Source organism: Nostoc sp. (assembly GCF_036916985.1).
GTDB lineage: Bacteria > Cyanobacteriota > Cyanobacteriia > Cyanobacteriales > Nostocaceae > Nostoc.
Genome location: NZ_JBALFD010000044.1, coordinates 16,453 through 39,437 on the forward strand (window position 1 = coordinate 16,453; position 22,985 = coordinate 39,437).

Here is a 22,985-nt window from a genome sequence, read left to right on the forward strand (position 1 = left end):
TTACAGGAGACACATCGGTTAAGAATCTAGTGGGTTATTCTACCTATTAGATCCCCAAAGTAATATTTTTGTATTGTGATATTTGTTCGATTTTAATTTTGATTTATCAGTAAATTTCTGTGTGAAGGAATGCGATCGCCAGAGGCTAGCTACAGGTATCGGTATGATGAGCAAGGGATACACAATTAACACAATTTCTGGTACTCAAACTCTTGGAGTCACTGCCAATAATGTCTTGGGTCACTGTTTATCAACTAGCATCATCAGATTCGAGTTGCTTTTGGTCGAAATCACACTGCCAATGAATTCTCAATACTCTATCCTCTAATATGCCGTACTTCTCAAGTACTGAGTGTAAGTCAGCCTTTTGTAAGCTTTCACTCAATTTCTGCTGAATCTCTTGTTGTAACTGCTGTAATATTTGAGGGTCTATGACTGGTTGAGAACTCATAACTGTATTTCTTTGGTGAGGAGGTGTACAGTTATTGCTCCAGTTTAGCTAGCAAGGATTACGCTAAATGTCACAAAAATTCATGTTTTCCTGCCGGATTTATTTTTATGCCCAGTTTCGCCACTAATTTTTAATGCCTGTCGCTGCAATACCCTGAATAAACTGACGCTGACCGATGAGAAATAATACCATCACTGGAACTGTTGCGATCGTCACTGCTGCCATCATCAAGGGCCAATTATTTGTAAATTGCTCTTGAAACTCAGCCAACGCCAGTTGTACAGTCCTTAATTCTGGTCGTGTCGTAAACACTAAAGGCTTAAACAAATCATTCCACTCACCGATGAAGGTGAATAAAAACAACGTCACTAACGCCGGACGGGCTAAAGGTAACATCACCCGCCACAAAATTTGCAGTCGGTTCGCCCCATCTATAGCTGCGGCTTCCTCTAACTCTACAGGAATTGTCTGGAAATATTGACGTAATAAGAAAATCCCAAATCCGTTGACCGCAGTGGGTAAAATGAGTGCCCCATAAGTATTTATCAAGTGTCCCCACTTCAAAACCAAAAAGATGGGAATCACCAATAGCTGAAAGGGAATCACTAAAGTTGCTAAAACGACTAATAGCAGTGCTTGGCGTCCCCGAAACTTCAACCGGGCTAGGGCATAACCAGCCAAAGCAGAAGTGACAATCTGAAACGCCGTCACAGCGATCGCTACCAAGGTAGAATTAGCAAACGCCAGCAAAAATTTTCCCTGTTGCCACGCAATGCGGTAATTTGCTAAAGACCAGTTATTTTTGGATAAATTTTCGGGGCTGGCGGCGGTTGGTGCAAAGGAGGTGAGAAAGACCACAAATAGCGGTAGTAGAACGATAAATGCCCCTAGCAGTAAGATTACTAGGCTCAAAAAATCACCAGATTTCACATTCAGGTTTGGTTTAGACATAATTTGAGCCGCAAAGCATTTATTTCGCTAGTACTAGAGCATTGCCCCCAGCAACCATTAATCTATAAACATAGTCTACTTGTTAAGTTAAATTAAACCACAGAGATTGTTACCCTCAGTTCATAGGGTAAATTGAATCCTGGTGTCAAATAATTCAGGTTTACAGGAGTAAACATAACCATGCAGCAGCTTGCAGACCAATTTAAAGAATTAGATTTCCAGAGCGAAACATACAAAGATGCTTATAGCCGGATTAATGCGATCGTAATTGAAGGGGAACAAGAAGCCCATGAAAATTACATCACATTAGCGGGACTGCTGCCGGAATCTCATGATGATTTAATTCGCCTCTCCAAAATGGAAAGCCGCCACAAGAAAGGGTTTGAAGCTTGTGGACGCAATTTGGATGTCACCCCAGATTTGCAATTCGCCAAGGAATTTTTCTCTGGACTACACCAGAATTTCCAAACAGCAGCCGCAGAAGGGAAGGTAGTTACTTGTCTGTTGATTCAGTCTTTGATTATCGAATGTTTTGCGATCGCAGCATATAACATTTACATCCCCGTCGCCGACGCTTTTGCCCGCAAAATAACTGAGGGAGTAGTCAAAGAAGAATACAGTCATCTCAACTTTGGAGAAGTTTGGTTGAAAGAACATTTCACAGAAGCCAAAGCTGAACTTGAACTTGCAAATCGCCATAACCTACCCATCGTCTGGAGAATGCTCAACCAAGTAGAAGGTGATGCCCACACAATGGCAATGGAAAAAGATGCTTTAGTAGAAGACTTTATGATTCAATACGGTGAAGCATTGAGTAACATAGGTTTTACGACTCGTGACATCATGCGCTTGTCAGCCTACGGACTCATAGCCGCTTAAAGAGTGCCGAGTTATGAGTACTGAGTTGTGAGTTAAGAATGAAGAAATTATCTGAACTTTTTCCTTCTTTTTTACTTAATACTGCCTCAGCACTCAGCACTCAGCACTCACTTTTATTCCACGCCTCAAGACAGCATAAGCCTAATATCACTACATGTTTGGTCTAATTGGACATCTGACTAGTTTAGAACACGCTCAAGCGGTAGCTCAAGAATTGGGATACCCAGAATATGCCGATCAAGGTCTAGACTTTTGGTGCAGCGCCCCGCCGCAAATTGTTGATACCATTATTGTCACCAGTGTAACTGGGCAACAAATTGAAGGACGGTATGTAGAATCTTGCTTTTTGCCGGAAATGCTAGCTAGTCGCCGCATCAAAGCCGCAACACGCAAAATCCTTAACGCTATGGCCCATGCACAAAAGCATGGCATTAACATCACAGCTTTAGGCGGATTTTCCTCAATTATTTTTGAAAACTTTAAGTTAGAACAGTTTAGCCAAGTCCGCAACATTAAACTAGAGTTTGAACGCTTCACCACCGGAAACACGCATACTGCCTACATTATTTGTAAGCAGGTGGAAGAAGCCTCAAAACAACTGGGAATTGAAATGTCAAACGCGACTGTTGCAATCTGTGGCGCAACTGGGGATATTGGCAGTGCTGTTACACGTTGGCTAGATGCAAAAACAGATGTCAAAGAACTTTTGTTGATCGCCCGCGATCAAGAACGTCTCAAAGCCTTGCAAGACGAACTAGGACGCGGGAAAATCATGGGTTTGACAGAAGCACTGCCCCAAGCTGATGTTGTCGTTTGGGTTGCCAGTATGCCCAGAGGCGTGGAAATTGACCCTACCACTTTGAAGCAACCCTGTTTGTTAATTGATGGTGGCTATCCTAAAAACTTAGCAACGAAAATTCAGCACCCTGGCGTACACGTGTTAAATGGTGGAATTGTCGAGCATTCTCTGGATATTGACTGGAAAATCATGAAAATCGTCAATATGGATGTTCCAGCACGCCAGTTGTTTGCTTGTTTTGCCGAATCAATGCTGCTGGAATTTGAGAAGTTATACACGAACTTTTCGTGGGGACGGAATCAGATTACCGTAGACAAAATGGAGCAAATTGGTAAGGTGTCAGTAAAACATGGATTTAGACCACTTTTGGTTTAGGGACTGGGGACTGGGGACTTGGTACTAGTTACTGGGTACTGGGGATTTGGAAATACTTCTGAATCTCCAATCCCTAATCCCTAATCCCCAATCCCCAATCCCCAATCCCCAATCCCCAATCCCCAATCCTCATCCCTAACTATGGCAACTACTGAGCGTAAACCGCTACTGTTAGATTTTGAAAAACCCCTAGCAGAACTCGCAAACCGAATCGATCAGATTCGGCAACTTGCAGAAGAAAATGGCGTCGATGTTTCTGGTGAAATTCGCAAACTAGAGGCACGCGCTATGCAACTGCGTGAGGAGATTTTCAGTACTCTATCCCCATCTCAGCGATTGCAAGTCGCTCGTCATCCGCGTCGCCCCAGTACTCTCGATTACATTCAAGCTATTAGTGATGAATGGATGGAACTGCATGGCGATCGCTGTGGTGGTGACGATCCGGCTTTAGTTGGTGGTGTCGGCCGTCTGAGTGGACAACCTGTGGTGATGTTGGGTCATCAAAAGGGCCGCGATACTAAAGACAATATTGCCCGTAACTTTGGAATGCCTTACCCTGGCGGCTACCGCAAAGCTATGCGGTTGATGGAACACGCCAATAAGTTTAGTATGCCGATACTAACTTTTATCGATACGCCGGGAGCTTGGTCTGGGGTAGAAGCAGAACACCAAGGTCAAGGAGAAGCGATCGCTTACAACTTACGGGAAATGTTTTGCCTGGATGTGCCAATTATCTGCACAGTTATTGGTGAAGGTGGTTCCGGTGGGGCACTAGGTATTGGTGTAGGCGATCGCCTACTCATGTTTGAACACTCTGTTTACACCGTTGCCACCCCCGAAGCCTGCGCCGCTATTTTGTGGAAAGATGCTGGTAAGGCTCCCCAAGCCGCCGTGGCTCTGAAAATTATTTCCCACGACCTGAAAAAGTTGGGAATTATTGACCAAATACTGCCTGAACCTACTGGTGGCGCTCATTCCGATCCTTTAAAAGCCGCAACTACTCTCAAGCAAGTGCTGATGGAAAATTTGGACGAACTCAATCGTTTAACCGCTCCAGAGCGCCGCCAACTGCGCTACGAAAAATTCCGCAAAATTGGGGTTTTTACAGAAGTTGCCCACTAACAACACTGCATAATGATTGATTAGTAAAGCAGCAATGCTATAATTGCCTATGTGCTTAAAGATTTTTAACAATCTAGCCATAGGCATTTGCATATTTGGCAAATCTACTCAATTTGATTGAGTGGGTTTTGTATTGTGTAAATAATCTAATTTAAATGTAGGGCTTGGTTTTCCAGGCAATGATTTGTTGTATTCATTAGTAAAACCCACAATATGGGTACTATTGTGCTGCATCATAGCATTTGCTTAATGGAAATCATCAGATTTTTAGATTCCTTTAATCTATCCAAACCGAAAAGTGTAAATAATTGGATGGTAATAGGCTTTGGGAACTGCCAAAAAATTGGGAGACACCATGAGTGTTGAGCAAAAACGACGCGCCCTGATTACTGGGGCAAGTAGTGGAATTGGGAAAGCAACGGCTTTAGCCTTTGCGAAAGCGGGAATAGATATTGCCTTAGTCAGCCGTTCTTTGGATAAGTTGGAGGCAGTAAGAGAAGCCGTAGAGCATACTGGGGTGGAAGCGAAAGCTTACGCTGTAGATTTAGCGCGGATCTCCGAAGTCAAAGACAAGATCCAAGCGATCGCCCTTGACTTTGGTGATATAGATATTCTGGTAAACAGTGCTGGCATAGCCTATACAGGCACTTTGAGCGAAACTCCCCTAGAAGACTGGCAGCAGGTAATTAACTTGAATCTTACCAGCGTGTTTGGATGCATTGTGGGGATTTTACCTTCAATGCGCGATCGCGGCACAGGCACAATTATTAACGTCGCCTCAATTGCCGCCAAGCAACCCTTTCCCGGTTGGGGAGCATACAGCGTCAGCAAAGCTGGTTTGATAGCCCTCTCTCAAACCCTGGCACAAGAAGAACGCACCCACGGCATTCGTGTCACAGCTATCTGTCCCGGCGCAGTCAATACTGAACTTTGGGATACAGAAACAGTCCACGTCAACTTAGACCGTTCCAAAATGTTAACCCCGGAAATTGTGGCCCAATCAATTCTCTACACTGTTCTGTTACCACAACAGGCAGTTATTGATGAATTGACCTTGATGCCCAGCGCTGGCGCACTCTAATTAGTCCTTGATCATTTGTCTTTTGCAAATGACTAATGACCAATGACTAATGACCAATGACCAATGACTAATGACAAAATCATAACCAAGACTGAATCATGACTATTGCTAGTTCCAACGGTTCCAATTGCTCTCAATCGCCTCTGATTCCCGACTTGGCAGAAGCCATAACTCCTAGACCGGATCGCAATACTCATAACGGGCGACAAGCGGATGTGTTCCCGCCAAAAGAGGAACAACTTGAGGAAATGAAGGATGCCGTGCGAGCAATAATATTGGGCGTTGGCGAAGATCCTGAACGCGAAGGACTCCTGAAAACACCCAAACGAGTCGCCGAGGCAATGCGGTTTCTTACCAGTGGCTATAACCAATCTCTTGAAGAACTCGTTAACGATGCCATCTTTGATGAAGGACATAGCGAGATGGTACTAGTTAGAGATATTAATTTCTTTAGTTTGTGTGAACATCACATGCTGCCATTTATGGGTAGAGCGCACGTTGCTTATATCCCCAACCAAAAAGTTGTCGGACTAAGTAAGCTAGCCCGGATTGTTGAGATGTATTCTCGCCGCTTGCAAGTGCAGGAGAGGTTAACCCGCCAAATTGCCGAAGCAATCCAGACCATTCTAGAACCTCAAGGCGTAGCCGTTGTGATGGAAGCTAGCCACATGTGCATGGTGATGCGGGGCGTCCAAAAACCAGGTTCTTGGACTGTCACTAGCGCAATGGTTGGTGTATTCCAAGAGGATCACAAAACGCGCGAAGAATTTTTTAACTTAATTCGCCACCAAGCGGCATTTTTTTGAGTGCTGAGTGAATGAGTGCTGAGTTAGGAGTGCTGTTAGCGGTAGCGGGGCGTTTAGCCCGTGCTGAGTTAGGAGTTACAGCTATTTTCAGATAAATAGACCACACGGTAGGGTTACAGCAATGCTCATTGGTGTCAACTTAACGTGAAAGCAGTCTAGAACTAGCTTTTAGATTGCCTCGTTCCCAGTCGGAGACTGGGAATGCTCTTCGTTGAGGCTCCGCCTCCCTTACTGGCGGCAGAGCCGCTTTTGAGTTGCATTTCCAGCCGGAGGCTGGAAACGAGGTTTTAAAGGAGTTTCAGCTTAAGTTGACACCAATGGTCTTAGTAACTCAATGTTCTTTAGACTCTGAAATAGAAGTGCTACTTTATCTAAATCCTTATCTCCTGGTGTCCGTTCCACACTACTAGATAAATCAATGCCGCTAGGATTAAGCTGATTTAGGGCTTCCACAATATTATCGGCTGTTAGTCCTCCTGCTAAAAACCAAGGACAACTAGGGCTAAATTGTTCTAGCATCGTCCAATCTAAAGTTTTGCCTGTACCCCCCAGTTGTTGCGGATGGTAAGCATCAAGTAATAAAGTATCTACGTATTTTGTGTAATTAGTCGCTGTCTCTAGATGCTCAAGACTACGAATTCTCAGTGCTTTAATAATTTCGACATTGGGCAAAGCTTGACGTACTTGGTCGCAAAAATTTGCTGATTCATCTCCGTGTAACTGCACACCAGTCAACCCAGAATCGAGAACTATCTGAATAATTTTAGAGATACTAGCGTTGGCAAAAACCCCAATTTTGTCAATATTTGTCGGTAGTTCTGCCACTGCTGCCCGAATTTGGGATGTAGTCACGTAACGAGGTGAGGTTGGCACACAAATAAATCCCAGTGCCGTTGCGCCCAGAGAGGCGATCGCTATAGACTGTTGTGGTTGGGTAATGCCGCAAATCTTAACGCGCATGAAAATCTAACAAATTTAAACTAATTATCAAAAAAGTCTAAACTATCTAAAAAACTTTTGGGCCTTGTAATTTTATAATCTTGTAGGTCTACGTTAACTTTTCTATTCAGGAGACAAAAGCTTGATTTCCTCTATTTTATTAGCAGTAGTTGCATCTGTTCCTGCAACACCTGTGTGGAATCCCACAGTCGGCATCATCATCAGCGTCAGCAGCTTAGTAATAGTTTTACTAAGTACTAAGATTGAAAAACCCCTAGTTGGCCCCAAGTTCCCTATTCTGCCGATTAGTATTCCAACATTCGTTGGTGCGCTGGCTTTGGGTCATATTATCGGTATTGGTATTGTTTTAGGATTGACTAACATCGGTCGTCTGTAGTTTTGTGATGACAGAGGTGTTACTTGTAACGTCGCAAGCAATACACAACTCCTAAAAACGATTCTGGGCAGGGGGAGCCGGGAAGAGGCAAGGGAGCAGGGAGCAGGGAGCAGGGAGCAAGGGAGAAGAGTTTTCCCCTCCGAACCCCGCACTCCGCCCCTCTGCCTCTTTTTAATGCCCCATACCCCTCAAAAGTGCTGTTAGCGGTAGCGGGGCGTTTAGCCTGTGCTGAGTAAAGAAGTGAGATTCCCCACTCAGCACTCGGAACTCGGAACTGTTTTGCCCCATGCCCAATTCTCAATGCTTAACTTTAGAGTTTTGCTCACCGAATTTTAGATTTTAAACTTTGGATAATGAAATTGAATATTCAAAATTCCAAATTAAAAAAGGTCTGAACGCAAGTAAATTTGAACGCGAGAATCAATCTAAAATCCAAAACCTAAAATTAATTGATCAACCTCCGACTTAATTGCTGAGGTCAATCTAAAATCTAAAATCTAAAATCCAAAATTGTTTGATATGCATTAATTGTCTATTCTAGAAATAAGAGCATTACGTCACTCGGCACTACCAAATTGATGCTCAATATAAATGTATGTACGAATATGCATAGTATGTAGGTATAAAAAGTACTGCCGATATCTAGTTATAGGACAATATAATGCAAACAAATTGGAGAATTGGGTCATTATTTGGAATTCCCCTGTTTTTAGACCCTTTATGGTTTGTGATTTTAGGGTTGGCAACTCTCAATTTTGGGGTAGCTTATCAAGAATGGGGAAATATAATCGCTTGGAGTGCTGGAATTGTCATGGCACTACTGCTATTTGGTTCGGTGCTATTACATGAGTTGGGTCACAGCTTGGTAGCCCGATCGCAAGGCATTAGAGTTAATTCAATTACCTTATTTATGTTTGGCGGGATTGCTGCCATTGAAGAAGAATCTAAAACTCCTTTCAAAGCCTTTCAAGTAGCGATCGCTGGCCCTTTGGTGAGTATCATCCTATTTTTCATGCTTCGTCTAGCCGTTATTGTAATTCCTGAGACTAATCCCCTCAGTGTCATGGTCGGAGATTTAGCGAGAATTAACTTAGTAGTGGCTTTATTTAACCTGATTCCTGGCTTACCTCTAGATGGGGGGCAAGTGTTAAAAGCAGCACTATGGCAAATCACAGGTAATCGTTTTCAAGCCGTACACTGGGCTGCAAAAGCGGGTCAAATATTGGGTTATGGTGCGATCGCTTTAGGGTTTGTTGTAGATTTTGTCACCAGAGAGTTAGTAGTTGGTTTGTGGATTGCGCTGTTAGGTTGGTTTGCTGTCCGCAACGCTAACAACTATGACAACATGACTACCTTGCAAGAAAGCCTACTCAAAGTCGTAGCGGCTGATGCGATGACCCGTGATTTTCGCGTCATTGATGCTGACCAGACATTGCGTTCCTTTGCCGATTTATATCTCTTAGAAACCGCTCCCTCACAGGTTTATTTTGCTGCTTCTGATGGACGTTACCGGGGTCTAGTTTCCATTGACGATTTCCGTTTAACCCAAAGGGGTGAATGGGAAACCAAAACCTTGCACAGCATAGTGCATCCCCTGACAGAAATACCCAGCGTTGCAGAATCAACAACAATCGCTGAGGTAATTAACAAGCTAGAAAATGAGCAGTTACCTAGAATTACCGTGCTTTCTCCTGCTGGTGCCGTAGCTGGTGTAATTGATCGGGGGGATATTGTGCGATCGCTAGCACAAAAGTTAAATTTGCAGATCACCGATGCTGAAATTAAGCGCATCAAGTCAGAAGGTAGCTATCCACCGGGGTTACAACTGGGAGTAATCGCGAAGTCGACTACAAATTAAACGTCACACACTCGTCATAGGTTTGCAATAGATACGTCAAAAGCGTGTGTGATATTTAATTTGGTATTTGGTTACAAAATGCTTTTTTTGGGTAAAAGGTAGGACTTCCTACCTTTTTTATTTTTCAAAGTATGGCATCACTGAATACGTGGGCATTGGGCATTGAAACCCAACCAAATCTTACTCATCTTTTCTTTCCTACTTTCCTAGTCCCCAATCCCCAAAAATTAAATTAAAACTTCCAGTTTAAAGTGAGTAAAATGTAGGAACGTGATATACTACACCTCTCACTTACCCTGGTCTTATGGCACTGCCAATTGTTGCAATTATCGGACGCCCAAATGTGGGCAAATCCACCCTGGTTAATCGACTCGCCGGGGAACAAACGGCGATTGTCCATGATGAACCGGGAGTGACACGCGATCGCACTTATCTTCCAGCTTTCTGGAATGGTCGCGAATTTTTAGTGGTAGACACTGGTGGTTTAGTTTTTAATGATGATACCGAATTTTTACCACTGATTCGCCAACAGGCAATGACAGCCCTTGCAGAAGCTTGTGGCGCTATTTTTGTCGTCGATGGTCAAACAGGCCCCACCTCGGCAGATTTAGAAATCGCTGAATGGATGCGCCAACAACGCGTACCTGTGCTACTAGCTGTAAATAAATGTGAATCCACAGAACAAGGCTTAATGCAGGCTGCCGAATTTTGGGAATTGGGGTTGGGCGAACCTTACCCCATCTCCGCAATTCATGGCAGTGGCACAGGAGAGTTACTTGACGAGTTAGTTAATCACATCCCTGCTATTGAAGACATCCCAGACACGAATGAAATCAAAGTAGCAATTGTGGGACGCCCGAATGTGGGTAAATCGAGCTTACTCAATTCTTTTGTCGGCGAAGAAAGGGCAATTGTCAGCCCCATTTCTGGTACTACCCGCGATGCTATTGATACCGTAATTGAACGAGCCGGACAAACCTACCGATTGATTGATACTGCCGGTATTCGCAAAAAGAAACACATCGAATACGGCACAGAATTTTTTAGTATTAACCGTGCTTTCAAAGCGATTCGCCGCGCTGATGTGGTTTTATTAGTAATAGATGCTGTAGATGGAGTCACCGAGCAAGACCAAAAATTAGCTGGGCGGATTATCGAAGAAGGTCGAGCCTGCATCATCGTCGTAAATAAGTGGGATGCTGTCGAAAAAGACTCTTACACAATCTACGACTACGAAAAAACTCTGCAATCACGGTTACATTTTACCGAATGGGCAGAAACAATCTTTGTGAGTGCCTTGTCAGGACAACGGGTAGAAAAGATTTTAGAATTGGTGAAAACGGCGGCTGAATCACACAAACGCCGTGTTAGCACATCAGTAATTAATGAAGTTTTAACAGATGCCGTCAGTTGGCATTCACCGCCAGCATCCCGTGGTGGGCGTCAGGGCAAGATTTATTATGGTACACAAGTCAGTAGCCAACCACCAACGATCGCCCTATTTGTCAACGACTCGAAACGCTTCAACGACAACTACCGCCGCTATATTGAACGGCAATTTCGTCAACAGCTAGGATTTAAAGGCACACCAATTATTTTACTGTGGCGGAGCAAAAAAGTCCGTGATGCCGAAAGTGGTAATGTTAATAGAGCAACTCGCGTCAAAATAAGTTAAGAGTTAAGAGTTATGAGTTAAAGTCAAAATTGCTAACTATAGAACCCTATCGACTTGAGTTTGATAGCGGCAGAAGGTGAAAGTTATGAGTTAAAGTCAAAACTCCTAACTCCTCACTCCTAACTCCTAACTCTATAACTCTAAAATGGATTTATTGCGATCGCTGCCACTTGGACTTTATTTAGAACAACCCCAAACTTGGCTGCATAAAATCGATCCGCGAGTCAAATTCGCCTGGTTGATGAGCTTTTTAACAAGCTATGTTTTAGCCAACAACAATTGGCGGGTGCTGCTGGTGGTAGTATTGATTATTGCCACCTTGATTGCGAGAATTCCTCGACGCGTATGGCAGCAGCAAATGGGTTGGTTATTAATGCTATCGTTTTTTGTGCTAGCGATCGCAGCTATCAGTCCTGATGGACTGGGTGTAGATTATCAGTCACGCCTACCAGCTAATGAACAAATCTTAACCCAGCAAGCATTCTCTAATAATATTCAAGAGCCATTAGCAGAGAAAAAAGCATACAGCTACGTGCTATTTCACAAAGGCCCGGTTAAAGTGACTCGCTACTCCTTAAGTTTGGCAGTACGCCTGAGTACACTTATATTTACCGTAATTTACAGCACTAACCTCTATCTGTTGACAACCGCACCAGAAGAAATCACATCTGGCATAGAAAGCTTAATGCAACCCTTGCGACGCTTCAAGTTGCCTGTTACAGAAATTGCTTTGACTTTAACTTTGTCCTTACGCTTTATTCCGTTGGTTTTAGAAGAAGTGCAAAACTTATTTCGTTCTGTGATGACAAGAGCAATTAATTGGAAAAAGCTGGGATTAAAAGGAGCATTCAAGGTTTGGATGACAGTTGCAGAGAGACTTTTAGAAAATCTCCTCTTACGAGCCGATCAAATGGCAAATGCCATGATGGTACGGGGTTTTACCAGCCCTAATGAGCATCGAGTGCAGTGGCACGACTTACGATTAAAAGGGCGTGACTGGCTGGCGATCGCAATTTTAATATTATTCTGGGGAATCCGGCTAGCTATAGGAACTCAGGTCTAATTTTGTGCCGAGAAAATAGTAAGAAGTAATACAGCAGAATTCAGAATTCAGGAGTCAGAAGTAAAACAAAGCATTAAATCGCCGTCTCTACCAAAGACTAATTATTGTAGAGACGGCGATTCATCGCGTCTCTTGCTCTTGCCTTAACCGAACAGTATTGAGCTATAAGTAACAATATGGTAGGTTAAATTGAACAGCTACCCAGCCATAAAATTGATCCCCTAGCATTTCCTGTAGATTTTAGCTATTAACCAGCCTGACTCGAACACTACAAACTAATCTCAATATTTTTGACCGACACCCTTATGAATCTCTGCACAATGCTCAGGCACAGATTCCACCACTGGAAATACTGGATAATCAATAAACTTTTTGCATAAATAATATTTTTATTTCCAGTACCCAATCCCCAGTCCCCAATCCCCAATCCCCAATCCCCAATCCCCAGTCCCCAGTCCCCAGTCCCCAGTCCCCAATCCCCAATCCCCAATCCCCAATTTTGTGCCATTGGGCGACAGTTGTGGCAGTATGGAAAGAAGTTGAAAAATTCGTCGTTGCCGTTGGGAACTTCAAAGGGTGTTTTTCCTTCCTACGTCGAGCTTTCAACCAGAGGATCGGGAATATTTTGTGCCTTGTCCCCACAGATTGGTAAATCGAACTTACCAAAGCAGATGGTGATATTTGTCGAACAGCCTCTACTCTTTGAATCTACGCTTCGCGGCTTCTGTTGTACCATTGCGCTTCACTACCACTAGCTTCATCTGCCCGTTAGGAACTAGATCAAGGTCTTCGTAACCGCAGTTTCGCATTTTAACCAAATATTCTGACGAATGTTGGTATTATCGTCTGAATGTTTGGAATTTACTGCGAAAAGATATATATACTTCCAACTTCCACCTTGACTACACCTTGACTCTTAAATGAATCCAGAAAACGCAGAAACTTACATAAACCATCCAACTTGGGGTTTACTCTACAAAATCTGTATGGTTGATGAAAACCAGGATTTGTTCACCACACTTTATGCCCAGCGCTTATTTTTTTTGGTGGCAAATGACGTTAAAGGTGTCAAATTCCAGTCTCTAGGACGTACCGAGGCAAGAATGATGTTGGAAAATCGCTTACGTACCCTGCGGCGCAGTGGGCATTCTCAGGAGTACGATCAGCTTCAGAGTGTTTTCCAGCGCACCTTCCAATGAACAGTTCGATTTCCGAACGTATTGTTACTATTCGCTCCTCACTACCAACGTCAGTCAAACTGATTGCTGTTAGCAAGCAAGTTTCTGCCCAGGCCATTCGGTCTGCATACAACGCAGGAATTCGTGATTTTGGGGAAAGTCGTATCCAAGAAGCTGCCAGCAAACAAGCCGAGTTGCAAGACTTACCGGATATTACCTGGCACTTTATTGGACATTTACAAGGCAATAAAGCCAAAAAAGCCATTGAACAATTCCCTTGGATTCACTCCGTAGATAATTTGAAGCTGGCACAACGCTTAGACCAATTGGCGCAACAGCTAGGAGTGAGTCCCCAGGTTTGCCTGCAAGTGAAAATTCTCCCCGATCCCAGCAAGTCTGGTTGGAGTGTGCCAGAACTTTTAGCTGATTTACCCACACTGAATCAATACAAAAGTTTACAAATTCAAGGTTTGATGACAATTCCGCCTTCAGGATTAAATGATTCCGAAATTCTCAGTGTGTTTAATCGCAATCGTGAGCTAGCCAAAGAAATCCAAGAGCAAAACTGGTCGCATATTAAAATGCAGCACCTATCTATGGGTATGTCAGGCGACTACGAACTGGCAGTGCAAGCAGGCGCAACGATGGTACGATTAGGAACAATCTTGTTTGGCGATCGCTATTAGCTAATTAATCATCAGCCTTGCAGGGCAGTATTAATAGAAGCTAAGGATTTGTTGACAAGAATTTTGTCACAGACTGGTGCAATCCGAAACAAAGGATATAGTATTGACAAGAGCAATCGCCAAGAGAAAATGAGGTATAAAGGAGTTTCCTTCGGATAAACCTTAGGATATAATCTTGACTCATTATTATGTTTAGGCGATGCACAGACCTTTCCAATAAGTGTCAGTTCATCGCCAAAACCCGTAGTATGGGCTACAACTAGCAATACACTTGCTGAAGTATCCACCGATGTAGCGAGCGCTCCTATCTCAACTAATCCTCAGCCAAGTCAATACAGGCTATTCGCACCAGGAGAGTACACACACAATGAACAACATTTTTTCCAAACTCAGAGACTTTGTGGGTCTAAATGAGCAAGTGGAATACGAGTATTACGAAGAAGAACCAGAAACAGATAATAATTACCAAAATCTGTATCAGCAAGAAAATCCCCAACCAGCACCACAAGAAAGCACAGCCGCTCAAAATCGACGCTGGCGGGAACCAGTGCCTACAATGGGAGATGATATGACAGCAGGTCAAAAGCCAATGGGGAATGTGATTGGTATGCCAGGAGCAATTAACGGAATTTCGGAAGTTTTAGTACTCGAACCACGCACCTTTGAAGAAATGCCCCAGGCAATTCAAGCGCTGCGTGAACGGAAGTCAGTGGTATTAAATCTGACAATCATGGACCCAGATCAAGCTCAACGAGCAGTAGATTTTGTTGCAGGTGGTACTTACGCACTAGATGGACATCAAGAGCGCATCGGTGAGAGCATCTTTTTGTTTACGCCAAGCTGTGTCCAAGTTAGCACCCAAGGTGGCGTTCTTCATGAAGTACCACAACCACCGGTACGTCCATCTCGCCCGACTACAGGTACTCCAAATCAAACCTGGGGCAACGAAACTAACCGGATGGCACAATAAAGTTAAATTAGTAGTTAGTCCTTTGTCCTTTGTCATTTGTCCTGGGTTTTGCTCATGGTGACAAATGACAAACGACTAATGACCAATGACTAATGACCAATGACTAATGACTATAAAATTTGGCTTAATTGGTGGTGGGGTAATGGGAGAAGCGCTCTTATCCCGCCTTATCACGCGTGGAATTTATCAATCATCAGAAGTCATAGTTAGCGAACCGCTATCTTCACGCTTAGACTTTTTAAAACAGCAGTACGATGTCGCTGTGACGACAGATAATAGTCGAGTTTTAACCGAAGCAAAAGAAGTTCTCTTTTTAGCAGTGAAACCGCAGGTATTTAGTGCGATCGCTCAAGAATTAGGACATATTGTTGATATTCTTAATAGAGAAAACTATAGAGAACATTCACCCCTAATTATTTCTATTTTGGCAGGTGTGCCCTTGAGTCAGCTAGAAGCTGCATTTGTGCAATTGCCAGTGATTAGAGCAATGCCCAACACCCCGGCCACTGTGGGAGCGGGAGTTACCGCGATTTGTTCAGGTGCATATACCAATGCCAAGCATCACCAAATAGCACAGCAAGTTTTTTCTGCTGTAGGTGAGGTAGTGGAAGTGTCAGAAGCGCTGATGGATGCAGTTACAGGCCTATCTGGTAGCGGCCCCGCTTACGTGGCACTGTTAGTAGAAGCACTTGCAGATGGTGGAGTCGCCGCAGGTTTACCTAGAGCAATTGCCAATCAACTAGCCTTGCAAACCGTACTGGGAACAGCGAAACTGTTGCAAGAAACCAAAATGCACCCAGCAGAACTCAAAGATCGTGTTACCAGCCCCGGTGGTACAACGATTGCCGGGATTGCCAAGCTAGAACAAGCAGGATTTCGTTCTGCTTTAATTGAAGCAGTCAAAGCTGCCACAGAGCGATCGCAAGAACTGGGAAAATAAAGTGAGGAGTTATGAGTTAGGAGTTATAAGTTTTAACTTCTAACTCCTAACTCCTCACTTCTAACTCCTAACCTAACGAAGTTGACAAAAGACTCGTTAGTATAGTAAACAATCTGGTTGCAAATGTGATTGAGTGAATTATCCTGCACCGTCTCCAGAACTTGACTTAGGGACTATATTTCCCTTTGATCTGGATCAGTTTCAAAAAGAAGCGATCGCGTCCCTGAACGCCGGACGCTCTGTTGTTGTATGTGCCCCTACAGGTTCGGGCAAAACATTAGTCGGGGAATACGCTATTTACCGTGCCTTGGCGCGAGGAAAACGTGTATTTTACACCACTCCTCTAAAAGCGCTGTCGAATCAAAAATTACGTGACTTTCGAGAAAAATTCGGGTTTGATCAAGTCGGTCTGTTAACTGGAGATGCCTCCATTCACAGGGATGCGCCGATTTTGGTGATGACCACAGAAATTTTCCGAAATATGCTCTACGGTACACCCATTGGACAAGTCGGCATCTCATTGGTAGATGTGGAAGCGGTAATCCTTGATGAATGCCACTACATGAACGATCGCCAGCGCGGTACTGTTTGGGAAGAATCAATCATCTATTGTCCCCGTGAAGTGCAACTGGCAGCCCTCTCAGCAACGGTTGCCAATAGCGATCAACTCACCGACTGGCTAAATCGCGTTCACGGGCCAACAGACCTGATTTACTCCGATTTTCGCCCAGTCCCCTTAGAATTTCACTTTTGCAATCCTAAAGGGTTATTTCCCCTGCTGAATGATAGCAAAACCAAAATTAACCCCCGCCTTCAGAAGAAGAAGGGAAAAGGGGGAGAAAGGGACAAAGGGAGAAGTGGTAGACCAGAGGCTCCGGGTATAATTTTTACCCTCAGTCAGTTAGAGCAACGGGATATGCTACCAGCGATTTACTTTATCTTCAGCCGCCGGGGATGTGATAAAGCGGTGGCAGAAGTGGGAGATTTATGGCTGGTGAATAGTGAAGAGTCCCAAATTTTACGGGAACAGATTGATGACTTTTTAGCCCGTAATCCTGAAGCGGGGCGTTCTGGACAAATTGCCCCCCTATACCGGGGAATTGCTGCCCACCACGCCGGGATTTTGCCTGCTTGGAAAGCACTGGTAGAAGAACTATTTCAGCAAGGGCTGATTAAAGTAGTATTCGCCACTGAGACATTAGCAGCGGGAATTAATATGCCTGCTCGGACAACGGTAATTTCTACCCTTTCCAAGCGGACTGACACTGGACACCGCCTGTTAAACGCTTCGGAATTCCTGCAAATGGCGGGACGAGCCGGGCGGCGGGGGATGGATAAACAAGGTCATGTGGTGACAGTCCAAACTCCCTTTGAAGGAGCCAAAGAAGCTGCATATTTGGGAACATCCAAGCCAGACCCCCTAGTAAGCCAGTTTACGCCCAGTTACGGCATGGTACTCAACTTGCTGCAAACGCATACCCTAGAGCAAACCAGGGAACTCATAGAGCGCAGTTTTGGGCAGTACATGGCCACCTTGCATTTAAGACCGGAATACGATGAGATTGCCGAATTACAAACCCAATTAGCTCAACTACATGAGCAAATCGCCGCAGTTGATGAAAATGAACTGGCTGTTTATGAAAAATTGCGGCAACGGCTGAAAGTAGAACGCCAAATATTGAAAACCTTGCAAGAGCAAGCACAAGAAGATCGCCAAGAAGAATTGGTGATGATGTTGGGCTTTGCGGTGTCAGGGACTCTGTTAAGTCTCAAGGGTAAAAATATCACCGTATCTACACCCGTAACCGCAGTGTTAGTCGGAAAATCGCCTGGTTCTGGTCAAGCTCCTTACTTGGTATGCTTGGGGCACGATAACCGTTGGTATGTGGCAACCAGCGGCGATGTAGTTGATTTGTATGCCGAACTGCCGCGAGTTGAAGTGCCGCCTGATATGCTACCACCGCCAGAGATGCCTTTGAAGCCAGGACAGTCGCGCCGTGGTAATCAAGAAACATTTGCGATCGCATCGCGTATCCCCAATCCGATAGAATCTTTGCATCTGGCTCCAGAAGTAGCAGAACAACTCAGTCGCACTACCGCCGTCCAAGAGCAATTAGAAGCTCATCCCCTACATCAATCAGGCAATGCGGCAACGCTTTTCAAGCGCCGGGCCCGCTATGTCGAACTAGAAGCCGAACTTGAACAGTTGCAAGGGCAAGTAGAGCAACAGTCACAACGTCATTGGGAAGAGTTTCTGAATTTAATTGCAATTCTGCAACACTTTGGCGCTTTAGATAACCTAGTGCCCACAGTATTAGGGCGAATCGCCGCCGCCATTCGAGGTGAGAATGAATTGTGGTTGGGTTTAGTATTCGCCAGTGGTGAATTAGACAATTTAGATCCGCATCATTTAGCAGCAGCAGCAGCGGCTTTAGTGATGGAAACGCCCCGTCCAGATAGCAAAGTTAACTTTGACCTCAGCAATGAAGTGGCAGAAGCTTTGGCAAAATTGCGGGGAATTCGTCGCCAAATGTTCCAACTACAACGGCGGTATAACGTAGCGCTGCCTATATGGTTGGAATTTGAGTTAATTGCCATAGTGGAACAATGGGCACTAGGCATCGAGTGGACAGAACTTTGCGAGAACACCACTTTAGATGAAGGCGATGTGGTGAGAATTTTACGCCGGACGTTGGATTTATTGTCGCAGATACCCCACGTTCCCCATTTGCCAGACTCTTTCCAACGCAATGCCTATCGAGCGATGCAGCTAATTGATCGATTCCCAGTGAATGAAGTGGTTGAATAAACAAGACGCTCTTACGCACACAGAGTACTTGAGAATTTCTGCGTCTTTTTCTCTCAGGATTTAAGCAAAATTAGACGCTGTAGAGGCAATTCATGAATTGCCTCTACAATGAATTTACATTTAACCAAATAATAGTAGTGGTACTTCGTTAAAAATGCTTTTTTGGTTTTGTATATCTTCTATACGTGATTAATCACGTGTATCTAACAAAAGTTATGGTCGCTATCAACACGATTCAATCTTAGTACACCAAGTTTCCAGTACCCTGTAACTGACGCAAAGAATTTATACATAATGGACAGTCGCAGCCAAATACCCTAATTGCAGCATCACTTTCCTCTTCAGTAAAGTTCAACATGGCAACATTTCGATCTGATACTGATGTGACAATAGTTGAGGCACTTTTAGAGGTATACGGACGTTTTCTCTCTGAATCTCGAATGCACACAAAATCTTGTCCACCATGTGGATTAGTGATACAGGTACGACCGTCTTGTGTGTGCATTAATCGCTGTGTAATACTACCACTGGCATGGGCAGGATGAAATGCCACCAGCGTAGACATCATCGACACAAAAATTGAGGAAGTGGAAAGCAAATTCAGAAGAATTTTTTTGTTCATAGATTTCCTTGAGAAAATTGTCTACTAGCTTAGGGTATTCGATTCACTTTCAAACTTCAAGTGAATTTTGCTGAGAATAGTTTTATTGACACTTATTACCTAAGAAAGTTCCATATTTACACAGTTTGATCGCTAATTATGTAGGTATAAATAAACAATAATACTCAGAAGCAAGACCTTTCGCCAGAGTCCACGCTTGTATGTACTCAGCGATTACCTTCATGAAGCTAGCAGGCACTTAATCGATAAACTAGTTGGGCTAAATATTAGTACGTTAGTTATTGGCAAAAATGATAAATGGAAGCCAGAAATTGCTATATTTGATGGGAATAATCGAAGTTTTGGATAAGTACCTGCGGCAACCAGGGAAGGGGATGTTCTTGTTAGGTATGTATTGAAATTAACTAAGAACTGCTATTATAAACAAATTTACCGGAACATTAAGATTTTTTTACATAAACAATAGGAATATTGTTTATATAGATAGCCTCATCCCAAGCATTAACTGAGTTTCAGCCATATCACCTCCCCGAAAACCCGCAACAAACCTTATTTTTTCTTAGCCAGTAGGTTTGAGAAAATCAGAAACGATTTAATAATCAAGCACTGATAAGTAGATGGGCTGAATTAAATATAATAAGACCCCCTCCCCTTGGCTTTAATCTTACTCCCCTTCTCTGCCAACGGCACGCGGCGCGATGCCTACGGCGGTAAACTACGCACCGAAGGGTTTGGCGATCGGGTCTATCGGATATTTTTTACGCCCACTTACTTAGTTATTTGAGTTGACAAGGGAAAACACAAACATGAAATTGGCTTACTGGATGTATGCTGGCCCAGCCCACATCGGCACTCTCCGAATTGCTAGTTCTTTTAAAAATGTTCATGCGATCATGCACGCTCCCATTGGCGATGACTACTTTAATGTCATGCGCTCCATGTTATCGCGGGAGAGAGATTTCACTCCAGTGACAACCAGTGTTGTCGATCGCAACGTTTTGGCACGTGGTTCCCAAGAGAAGGTAGTAGATAACATCACCCGTAAGGATGCTGAGGAACACCCAGATTTGATTGTGTTAACTCCCACCTGCACCTCTAGCATTTTGCAAGAGGATCTGCACAACTTTGTGGAACGGGCGCAGTTGGAAGCAAAAGGAGATGTAATGCTGGCGGATGTAAACCACTACCGCTACAACGAACTCCAAGCCGCCGATCGCACTTTGGATCAAATCGTTCAATATTATATTGAAAAAGCCCGTAAGCGCGGCGAATTGCCTGAGGGCAAAACAGCAAAACCCTCAGTTAACATTATCGGTACTACCACTCTTGGTTTCCACAATAATCACGACTGCACCGAACTCAAACGGCTGATGGCTGACTTGGGGATTGAAGTAAATACTTTAATTCCCGAAGGTGCTTCGGTGAATGACTTGAAGAAGATGTCCCAAGCCTGGTTTAACCTGGTGCCTTACCGTGAACTCGGTTTGACTACAGCCCGTTACCTGGAAGAACAATTTGGCACACCTTATATAGACATTACTCCAATGGGTGTAGTGGAAACTGCCCGTTGTATTCGCAAGATTCAACAGGTAATTAACGCTCAAGGTGCTGAAGTTGACTATGAAAACTTCATCAATGAGCAAACCCTGTATGTATCTCAGGCTGCTTGGTTCTCCCGTTCCATTGACTGTCAAAACTTGACTGGCAAAAAAGCTGTGGTCTTTGGTGACAACACCCACGCCGCCGCCATTACCAAGATTCTGGCGCGAGAAATGGGGATTCACGTTGTTTGGGCTGGAACCTACTGTAAATATGATGCAGACTGGTTCCGCGAACAGGTGAGCGAGTATTGTGATGAAGTGTTAATTTCCGAAGATCATGGTGCAATTGGGGATGCGATCGCTCGTGTCGAACCCTCCGCCATTTTCGGCACTCAAATGGAACGCCATGTTGGTAAGCGCTTAGATATTCCTTGCGGTGTAATTGCTGCACCAATCCACGTCCAAAACTTCCCCATCGGTTACAAACCATTTATGGGTTATGAAGGGACGAATCAGATTACAGATTTGATCTACAATTCCTTCACCTTGGGAATGGAAGATCACCTGTTAGAAATCTTCGGCGGTCATGATACCAAAGAAGTGATTACTAGGGGGATTTCTGCTGATTCTGACCTCAACTGGACAAAAGATGGTCAAGCAGAATTGAATAAGATTCCGGGATTTGTTCGCGGTAAAGTCAAGCGGAATACTGAGAAATTTGCCCGCGATCGCGGTTTCAAAGAAATTAACGCTGAAGTGTTATACGCCGCCAAGGAAGCTGTCGGAGCCTAGTTTAGAGTTGAATTGAGAAGATTGAGGGGTGAGGAGTTATATACTTTTTACCCCCATTTTTTGGAAATAATCTCGCCTTGTTACCATAACAGCACTTACGCAGGGAGACGCTACGCGAGCGATCGCAATGACAACAAAACCTTACGTTTGCGTAAGTAAATCCTGAATATTTTCAGGAAATCCAACAGAAATATATGAAGTTTTGTAACAAAGTGCGTAATTATTACTAGCCAAGCTGATTTCATAATTACGAGAGTTCGCAAGAGCGTTAGAGAACCTAATGCTTTCGTGCCACTCTAGACTCTGTATTGTTGATTCCTTTATTGCCAAACTGTACTAATCGAAGTCAATTGAAATTAGTACATCACAAGATACGTTCACACATTTACTAGTCTAAAAGGAAATTAAAATTCATGGAATCTCAAACTTCACAGCAAGCAGTTATTGATCCTCAAAAATTACAGCAGTTACAAGACGAAATTCAGCAGGAATTTCATGAAATTCTGAAGAATACTAAATTCGGTCAGATACTCAAAGATTACGGTATATCAACACAAGAAGTTCTACAATTTCAGTATACACTTGATTTCACTAAACTCCAATCTACTGATGCTGTTGAAGACCAGGAAGTTCAGCAATCTTTACTGGCAATTCCAGGTTCACATATCAGACTATCAACTTGCACTTGTTGGTCAAACGATCTAGATAGATTTGTTGATTGTCCGTGCCATTAATACTTAACAGTTTTGTAAACTGAAATACCAAAGTAAGCACCTCTAAAATTAATCAGCAATATTCCCAGTAATTAAGTTGGTAATACTGCTACCTACTAATGAGCAAGCTTATTAATATTTAAATTAAAAATATTGCTCTTAAATAGGGGAATTAAAAAACTTTCGTAGAGGCGTAATAATTTTGCGCCTCTAAACTAATATTATCATTTTAAAAAATACCAAAACTTATACTAACGATTTGAATATTGTAGGTTATTGAGATAGATATAGTTATATATTTAGTTTATTAAATAGAGGTAGTAATACGGTTCAATTAA

The 22,985-nt window shown here is 43.5% G+C and carries 22 protein-coding genes; 17 read left to right on the forward strand and 5 right to left on the reverse strand.

The genetic code is table 11. The annotated features are described in order from the left end of the window. Window positions 1-250: 250 nt before the first annotated feature. Window positions 251-451 carry a hypothetical protein gene (locus tag V7L07_RS15760; protein ID WP_335059330.1) on the reverse strand — a complete coding sequence of 67 codons (201 nt, stop codon included), beginning with the start codon at window positions 449-451 and terminating at the stop codon, window positions 251-253. Between the two features lie 123 nt (window positions 452-574). Next, window positions 575-1,402 carry a carbohydrate ABC transporter permease gene (locus V7L07_RS15765; RefSeq protein WP_335059332.1) on the reverse strand — a complete coding sequence of 276 codons (828 nt, stop codon included), beginning with the start codon at window positions 1,400-1,402 and terminating at the stop codon, window positions 575-577. Window positions 1,403-1,582: 180 nt separating this feature from the next. On the opposite strand from V7L07_RS15765, the gene V7L07_RS15770 reads away from it, so the two are divergent. The 5 genes from V7L07_RS15770 (at window position 1,583) to folE (ending at window position 6,464) form a co-directional block, all read left to right on the forward strand. Then, window positions 1,583-2,281: an aldehyde oxygenase (deformylating) gene (locus tag V7L07_RS15770; protein ID WP_335059334.1), complete on the forward strand. Its 699-nt coding sequence runs from the start codon at window positions 1,583-1,585 to the stop codon at window positions 2,279-2,281. A 154-nt stretch (window positions 2,282-2,435) separates the two neighbouring features. After that, complete coding sequence (locus tag V7L07_RS15775) at window positions 2,436-3,455, forward strand: long-chain acyl-[acyl-carrier-protein] reductase (protein WP_179065202.1); 1,020 nt, start codon at window positions 2,436-2,438, stop codon at window positions 3,453-3,455. 141 nt (window positions 3,456-3,596) lie between these two features. Beyond that, window positions 3,597-4,577 carry an acetyl-CoA carboxylase carboxyltransferase subunit alpha gene (locus V7L07_RS15780; protein ID WP_179065201.1) on the forward strand — a complete coding sequence of 327 codons (981 nt, stop codon included), beginning with the start codon at window positions 3,597-3,599 and terminating at the stop codon, window positions 4,575-4,577. A 355-nt stretch (window positions 4,578-4,932) separates the two neighbouring features. Further along, window positions 4,933-5,658, forward strand: a complete 726-nt coding sequence (locus V7L07_RS15785) for an SDR family oxidoreductase (RefSeq protein WP_335059336.1) — start codon at window positions 4,933-4,935, stop codon at window positions 5,656-5,658. 98 nt (window positions 5,659-5,756) lie between these two features. Further along, entirely contained in the window at window positions 5,757-6,464 is a 708-nt protein-coding gene (gene folE / locus V7L07_RS15790; RefSeq protein WP_335059338.1) for a GTP cyclohydrolase I FolE, read from the forward strand. Between the two features lie 303 nt (window positions 6,465-6,767). Here the strand turns inward: folE and V7L07_RS15795 are convergent, their stop codons facing one another. Further along, on the reverse strand, window positions 6,768-7,424 hold the full coding sequence (locus tag V7L07_RS15795; RefSeq protein WP_335059340.1) for a phosphoribosylanthranilate isomerase: 657 nt from the start codon (window positions 7,422-7,424) through the stop codon (window positions 6,768-6,770). Window positions 7,425-7,545: 121 nt separating this feature from the next. Between V7L07_RS15795 and psaK the strand changes: the two genes are divergently transcribed. The 4 genes from psaK to V7L07_RS15815 all read left to right on the forward strand — a co-directional run bounded on the left by psaK (window position 7,546) and on the right by V7L07_RS15815 (window position 12,396). Continuing rightward, on the forward strand, window positions 7,546-7,800 hold the full coding sequence (gene psaK, locus V7L07_RS15800; RefSeq protein ID WP_335059342.1) for a photosystem I reaction center subunit PsaK: 255 nt from the start codon (window positions 7,546-7,548) through the stop codon (window positions 7,798-7,800). A gap of 661 nt (window positions 7,801-8,461) precedes the next feature. Continuing rightward, entirely contained in the window at window positions 8,462-9,658 is a 1,197-nt protein-coding gene (locus V7L07_RS15805; protein WP_335059344.1) for a site-2 protease family protein, read from the forward strand. 304 nt (window positions 9,659-9,962) lie between these two features. Then, window positions 9,963-11,333, forward strand: coding sequence for a ribosome biogenesis GTPase Der (gene der / locus V7L07_RS15810; protein ID WP_334776391.1), 1,371 nt, complete (start codon window positions 9,963-9,965; stop codon window positions 11,331-11,333). A gap of 145 nt (window positions 11,334-11,478) precedes the next feature. Next, the gene (locus V7L07_RS15815) at window positions 11,479-12,396 is read left to right on the forward strand and encodes an energy-coupling factor transporter transmembrane component T family protein (protein WP_335059346.1); all 918 of its coding nucleotides are present in this window, start codon (window positions 11,479-11,481) and stop codon (window positions 12,394-12,396) included. A 360-nt stretch (window positions 12,397-12,756) separates the two neighbouring features. On the opposite strand, the gene V7L07_RS15820 is transcribed toward V7L07_RS15815, so the two are convergent. After that, window positions 12,757-12,969, reverse strand: a complete 213-nt coding sequence (locus V7L07_RS15820; RefSeq protein ID WP_335059348.1) for a hypothetical protein — start codon at window positions 12,967-12,969, stop codon at window positions 12,757-12,759. Window positions 12,970-13,316: 347 nt separating this feature from the next. Here V7L07_RS15820 and pipX point away from each other — a divergent pair, with 347 nt between their 5' ends. The 5 genes from pipX (at window position 13,317) to V7L07_RS15845 (ending at window position 18,979) form a co-directional block, all read left to right on the forward strand. Then, window positions 13,317-13,595, forward strand: coding sequence for a transcriptional coactivator PipX (gene pipX / locus V7L07_RS15825; protein WP_069068710.1), 279 nt, complete (start codon window positions 13,317-13,319; stop codon window positions 13,593-13,595). Beyond that, on the forward strand, window positions 13,592-14,260 hold the full coding sequence (locus V7L07_RS15830) for a YggS family pyridoxal phosphate-dependent enzyme (protein WP_335059350.1): 669 nt from the start codon (window positions 13,592-13,594) through the stop codon (window positions 14,258-14,260). Before pipX ends, V7L07_RS15830 begins: the two co-directional genes overlap by 4 nt. Window positions 14,261-14,627: 367 nt before the next feature. Next, on the forward strand, window positions 14,628-15,230 hold the full coding sequence (locus V7L07_RS15835) for a cell division protein SepF (protein ID WP_334824567.1): 603 nt from the start codon (window positions 14,628-14,630) through the stop codon (window positions 15,228-15,230). 106 nt (window positions 15,231-15,336) lie between these two features. Continuing rightward, entirely contained in the window at window positions 15,337-16,170 is an 834-nt protein-coding gene (gene proC, locus V7L07_RS15840; protein ID WP_335059352.1) for a pyrroline-5-carboxylate reductase, read from the forward strand. Window positions 16,171-16,303: 133 nt separating this feature from the next. Next, window positions 16,304-18,979 (forward strand): DEAD/DEAH box helicase, encoded by a 2,676-nt coding sequence (locus tag V7L07_RS15845; RefSeq protein ID WP_335059354.1) that lies wholly within the window; start codon window positions 16,304-16,306, stop codon window positions 18,977-18,979. A 241-nt stretch (window positions 18,980-19,220) separates the two neighbouring features. Here V7L07_RS15845 and V7L07_RS15850 read toward each other — a convergent pair whose 3' ends face one another. Then, window positions 19,221-19,601 (reverse strand): hypothetical protein, encoded by a 381-nt coding sequence (locus tag V7L07_RS15850; RefSeq protein ID WP_335059356.1) that lies wholly within the window; start codon window positions 19,599-19,601, stop codon window positions 19,221-19,223. Window positions 19,602-20,253: 652 nt separating this feature from the next. On the opposite strand from V7L07_RS15850, the gene V7L07_RS15855 reads away from it, so the two are divergent. The 3 genes from V7L07_RS15855 (at window position 20,254) to V7L07_RS15865 (ending at window position 22,668) form a co-directional block, all read left to right on the forward strand. Then, a complete protein-coding gene (locus V7L07_RS15855; RefSeq protein ID WP_335059358.1) occupies window positions 20,254-20,385 on the forward strand; it encodes a hypothetical protein in 132 nt (43 codons plus the stop codon). Window positions 20,386-20,407: 22 nt separating this feature from the next. Further along, the gene (gene bchB, locus V7L07_RS15860; RefSeq protein WP_334708090.1) at window positions 20,408-21,934 is read left to right on the forward strand and encodes a ferredoxin:protochlorophyllide reductase (ATP-dependent) subunit B; all 1,527 of its coding nucleotides are present in this window, start codon (window positions 20,408-20,410) and stop codon (window positions 21,932-21,934) included. Window positions 21,935-22,347: 413 nt separating this feature from the next. Then, window positions 22,348-22,668, forward strand: coding sequence for a hypothetical protein (locus tag V7L07_RS15865; RefSeq protein ID WP_335059360.1), 321 nt, complete (start codon window positions 22,348-22,350; stop codon window positions 22,666-22,668). Window positions 22,669-22,985 lie beyond the last annotated feature (317 nt).

What these genes read in the sequence shown, in the direction of transcription:
- V7L07_RS15760 (WP_335059330.1), bottom strand. Translation starts at nt 451, where the DNA reads ATGAGTTCTCAACCAGTCATAGACCCTCAAATATTACAGCAGTTACAA.
- V7L07_RS15765 (WP_335059332.1), bottom strand. Translation starts at nt 1,402, where the DNA reads ATGTCTAAACCAAACCTGAATGTGAAATCTGGTGATTTTTTGAGCCTA.
- V7L07_RS15770 (WP_335059334.1), top strand. Translation starts at nt 1,583, where the DNA reads ATGCAGCAGCTTGCAGACCAATTTAAAGAATTAGATTTCCAGAGCGAA.
- V7L07_RS15775 (WP_179065202.1), top strand. Translation starts at nt 2,436, where the DNA reads ATGTTTGGTCTAATTGGACATCTGACTAGTTTAGAACACGCTCAAGCG.
- V7L07_RS15780 (WP_179065201.1), top strand. Translation starts at nt 3,597, where the DNA reads ATGGCAACTACTGAGCGTAAACCGCTACTGTTAGATTTTGAAAAACCC.
- V7L07_RS15785 (WP_335059336.1), top strand. Translation starts at nt 4,933, where the DNA reads ATGAGTGTTGAGCAAAAACGACGCGCCCTGATTACTGGGGCAAGTAGT.
- folE (WP_335059338.1), top strand. Translation starts at nt 5,757, where the DNA reads ATGACTATTGCTAGTTCCAACGGTTCCAATTGCTCTCAATCGCCTCTG.
- V7L07_RS15795 (WP_335059340.1), bottom strand. Translation starts at nt 7,424, where the DNA reads ATGCGCGTTAAGATTTGCGGCATTACCCAACCACAACAGTCTATAGCG.
- V7L07_RS15805 (WP_335059344.1), top strand. Translation starts at nt 8,462, where the DNA reads ATGCAAACAAATTGGAGAATTGGGTCATTATTTGGAATTCCCCTGTTT.
- der (WP_334776391.1), top strand. Translation starts at nt 9,963, where the DNA reads ATGGCACTGCCAATTGTTGCAATTATCGGACGCCCAAATGTGGGCAAA.
- V7L07_RS15815 (WP_335059346.1), top strand. Translation starts at nt 11,479, where the DNA reads ATGGATTTATTGCGATCGCTGCCACTTGGACTTTATTTAGAACAACCC.
- pipX (WP_069068710.1), top strand. Translation starts at nt 13,317, where the DNA reads ATGAATCCAGAAAACGCAGAAACTTACATAAACCATCCAACTTGGGGT.
- V7L07_RS15830 (WP_335059350.1), top strand. Translation starts at nt 13,592, where the DNA reads ATGAACAGTTCGATTTCCGAACGTATTGTTACTATTCGCTCCTCACTA.
- V7L07_RS15835 (WP_334824567.1), top strand. Translation starts at nt 14,628, where the DNA reads ATGAACAACATTTTTTCCAAACTCAGAGACTTTGTGGGTCTAAATGAG.
- proC (WP_335059352.1), top strand. Translation starts at nt 15,337, where the DNA reads ATGACTATAAAATTTGGCTTAATTGGTGGTGGGGTAATGGGAGAAGCG.
- V7L07_RS15850 (WP_335059356.1), bottom strand. Translation starts at nt 19,601, where the DNA reads ATGAACAAAAAAATTCTTCTGAATTTGCTTTCCACTTCCTCAATTTTT.
- bchB (WP_334708090.1), top strand. Translation starts at nt 20,408, where the DNA reads ATGAAATTGGCTTACTGGATGTATGCTGGCCCAGCCCACATCGGCACT.
- V7L07_RS15865 (WP_335059360.1), top strand. Translation starts at nt 22,348, where the DNA reads ATGGAATCTCAAACTTCACAGCAAGCAGTTATTGATCCTCAAAAATTA.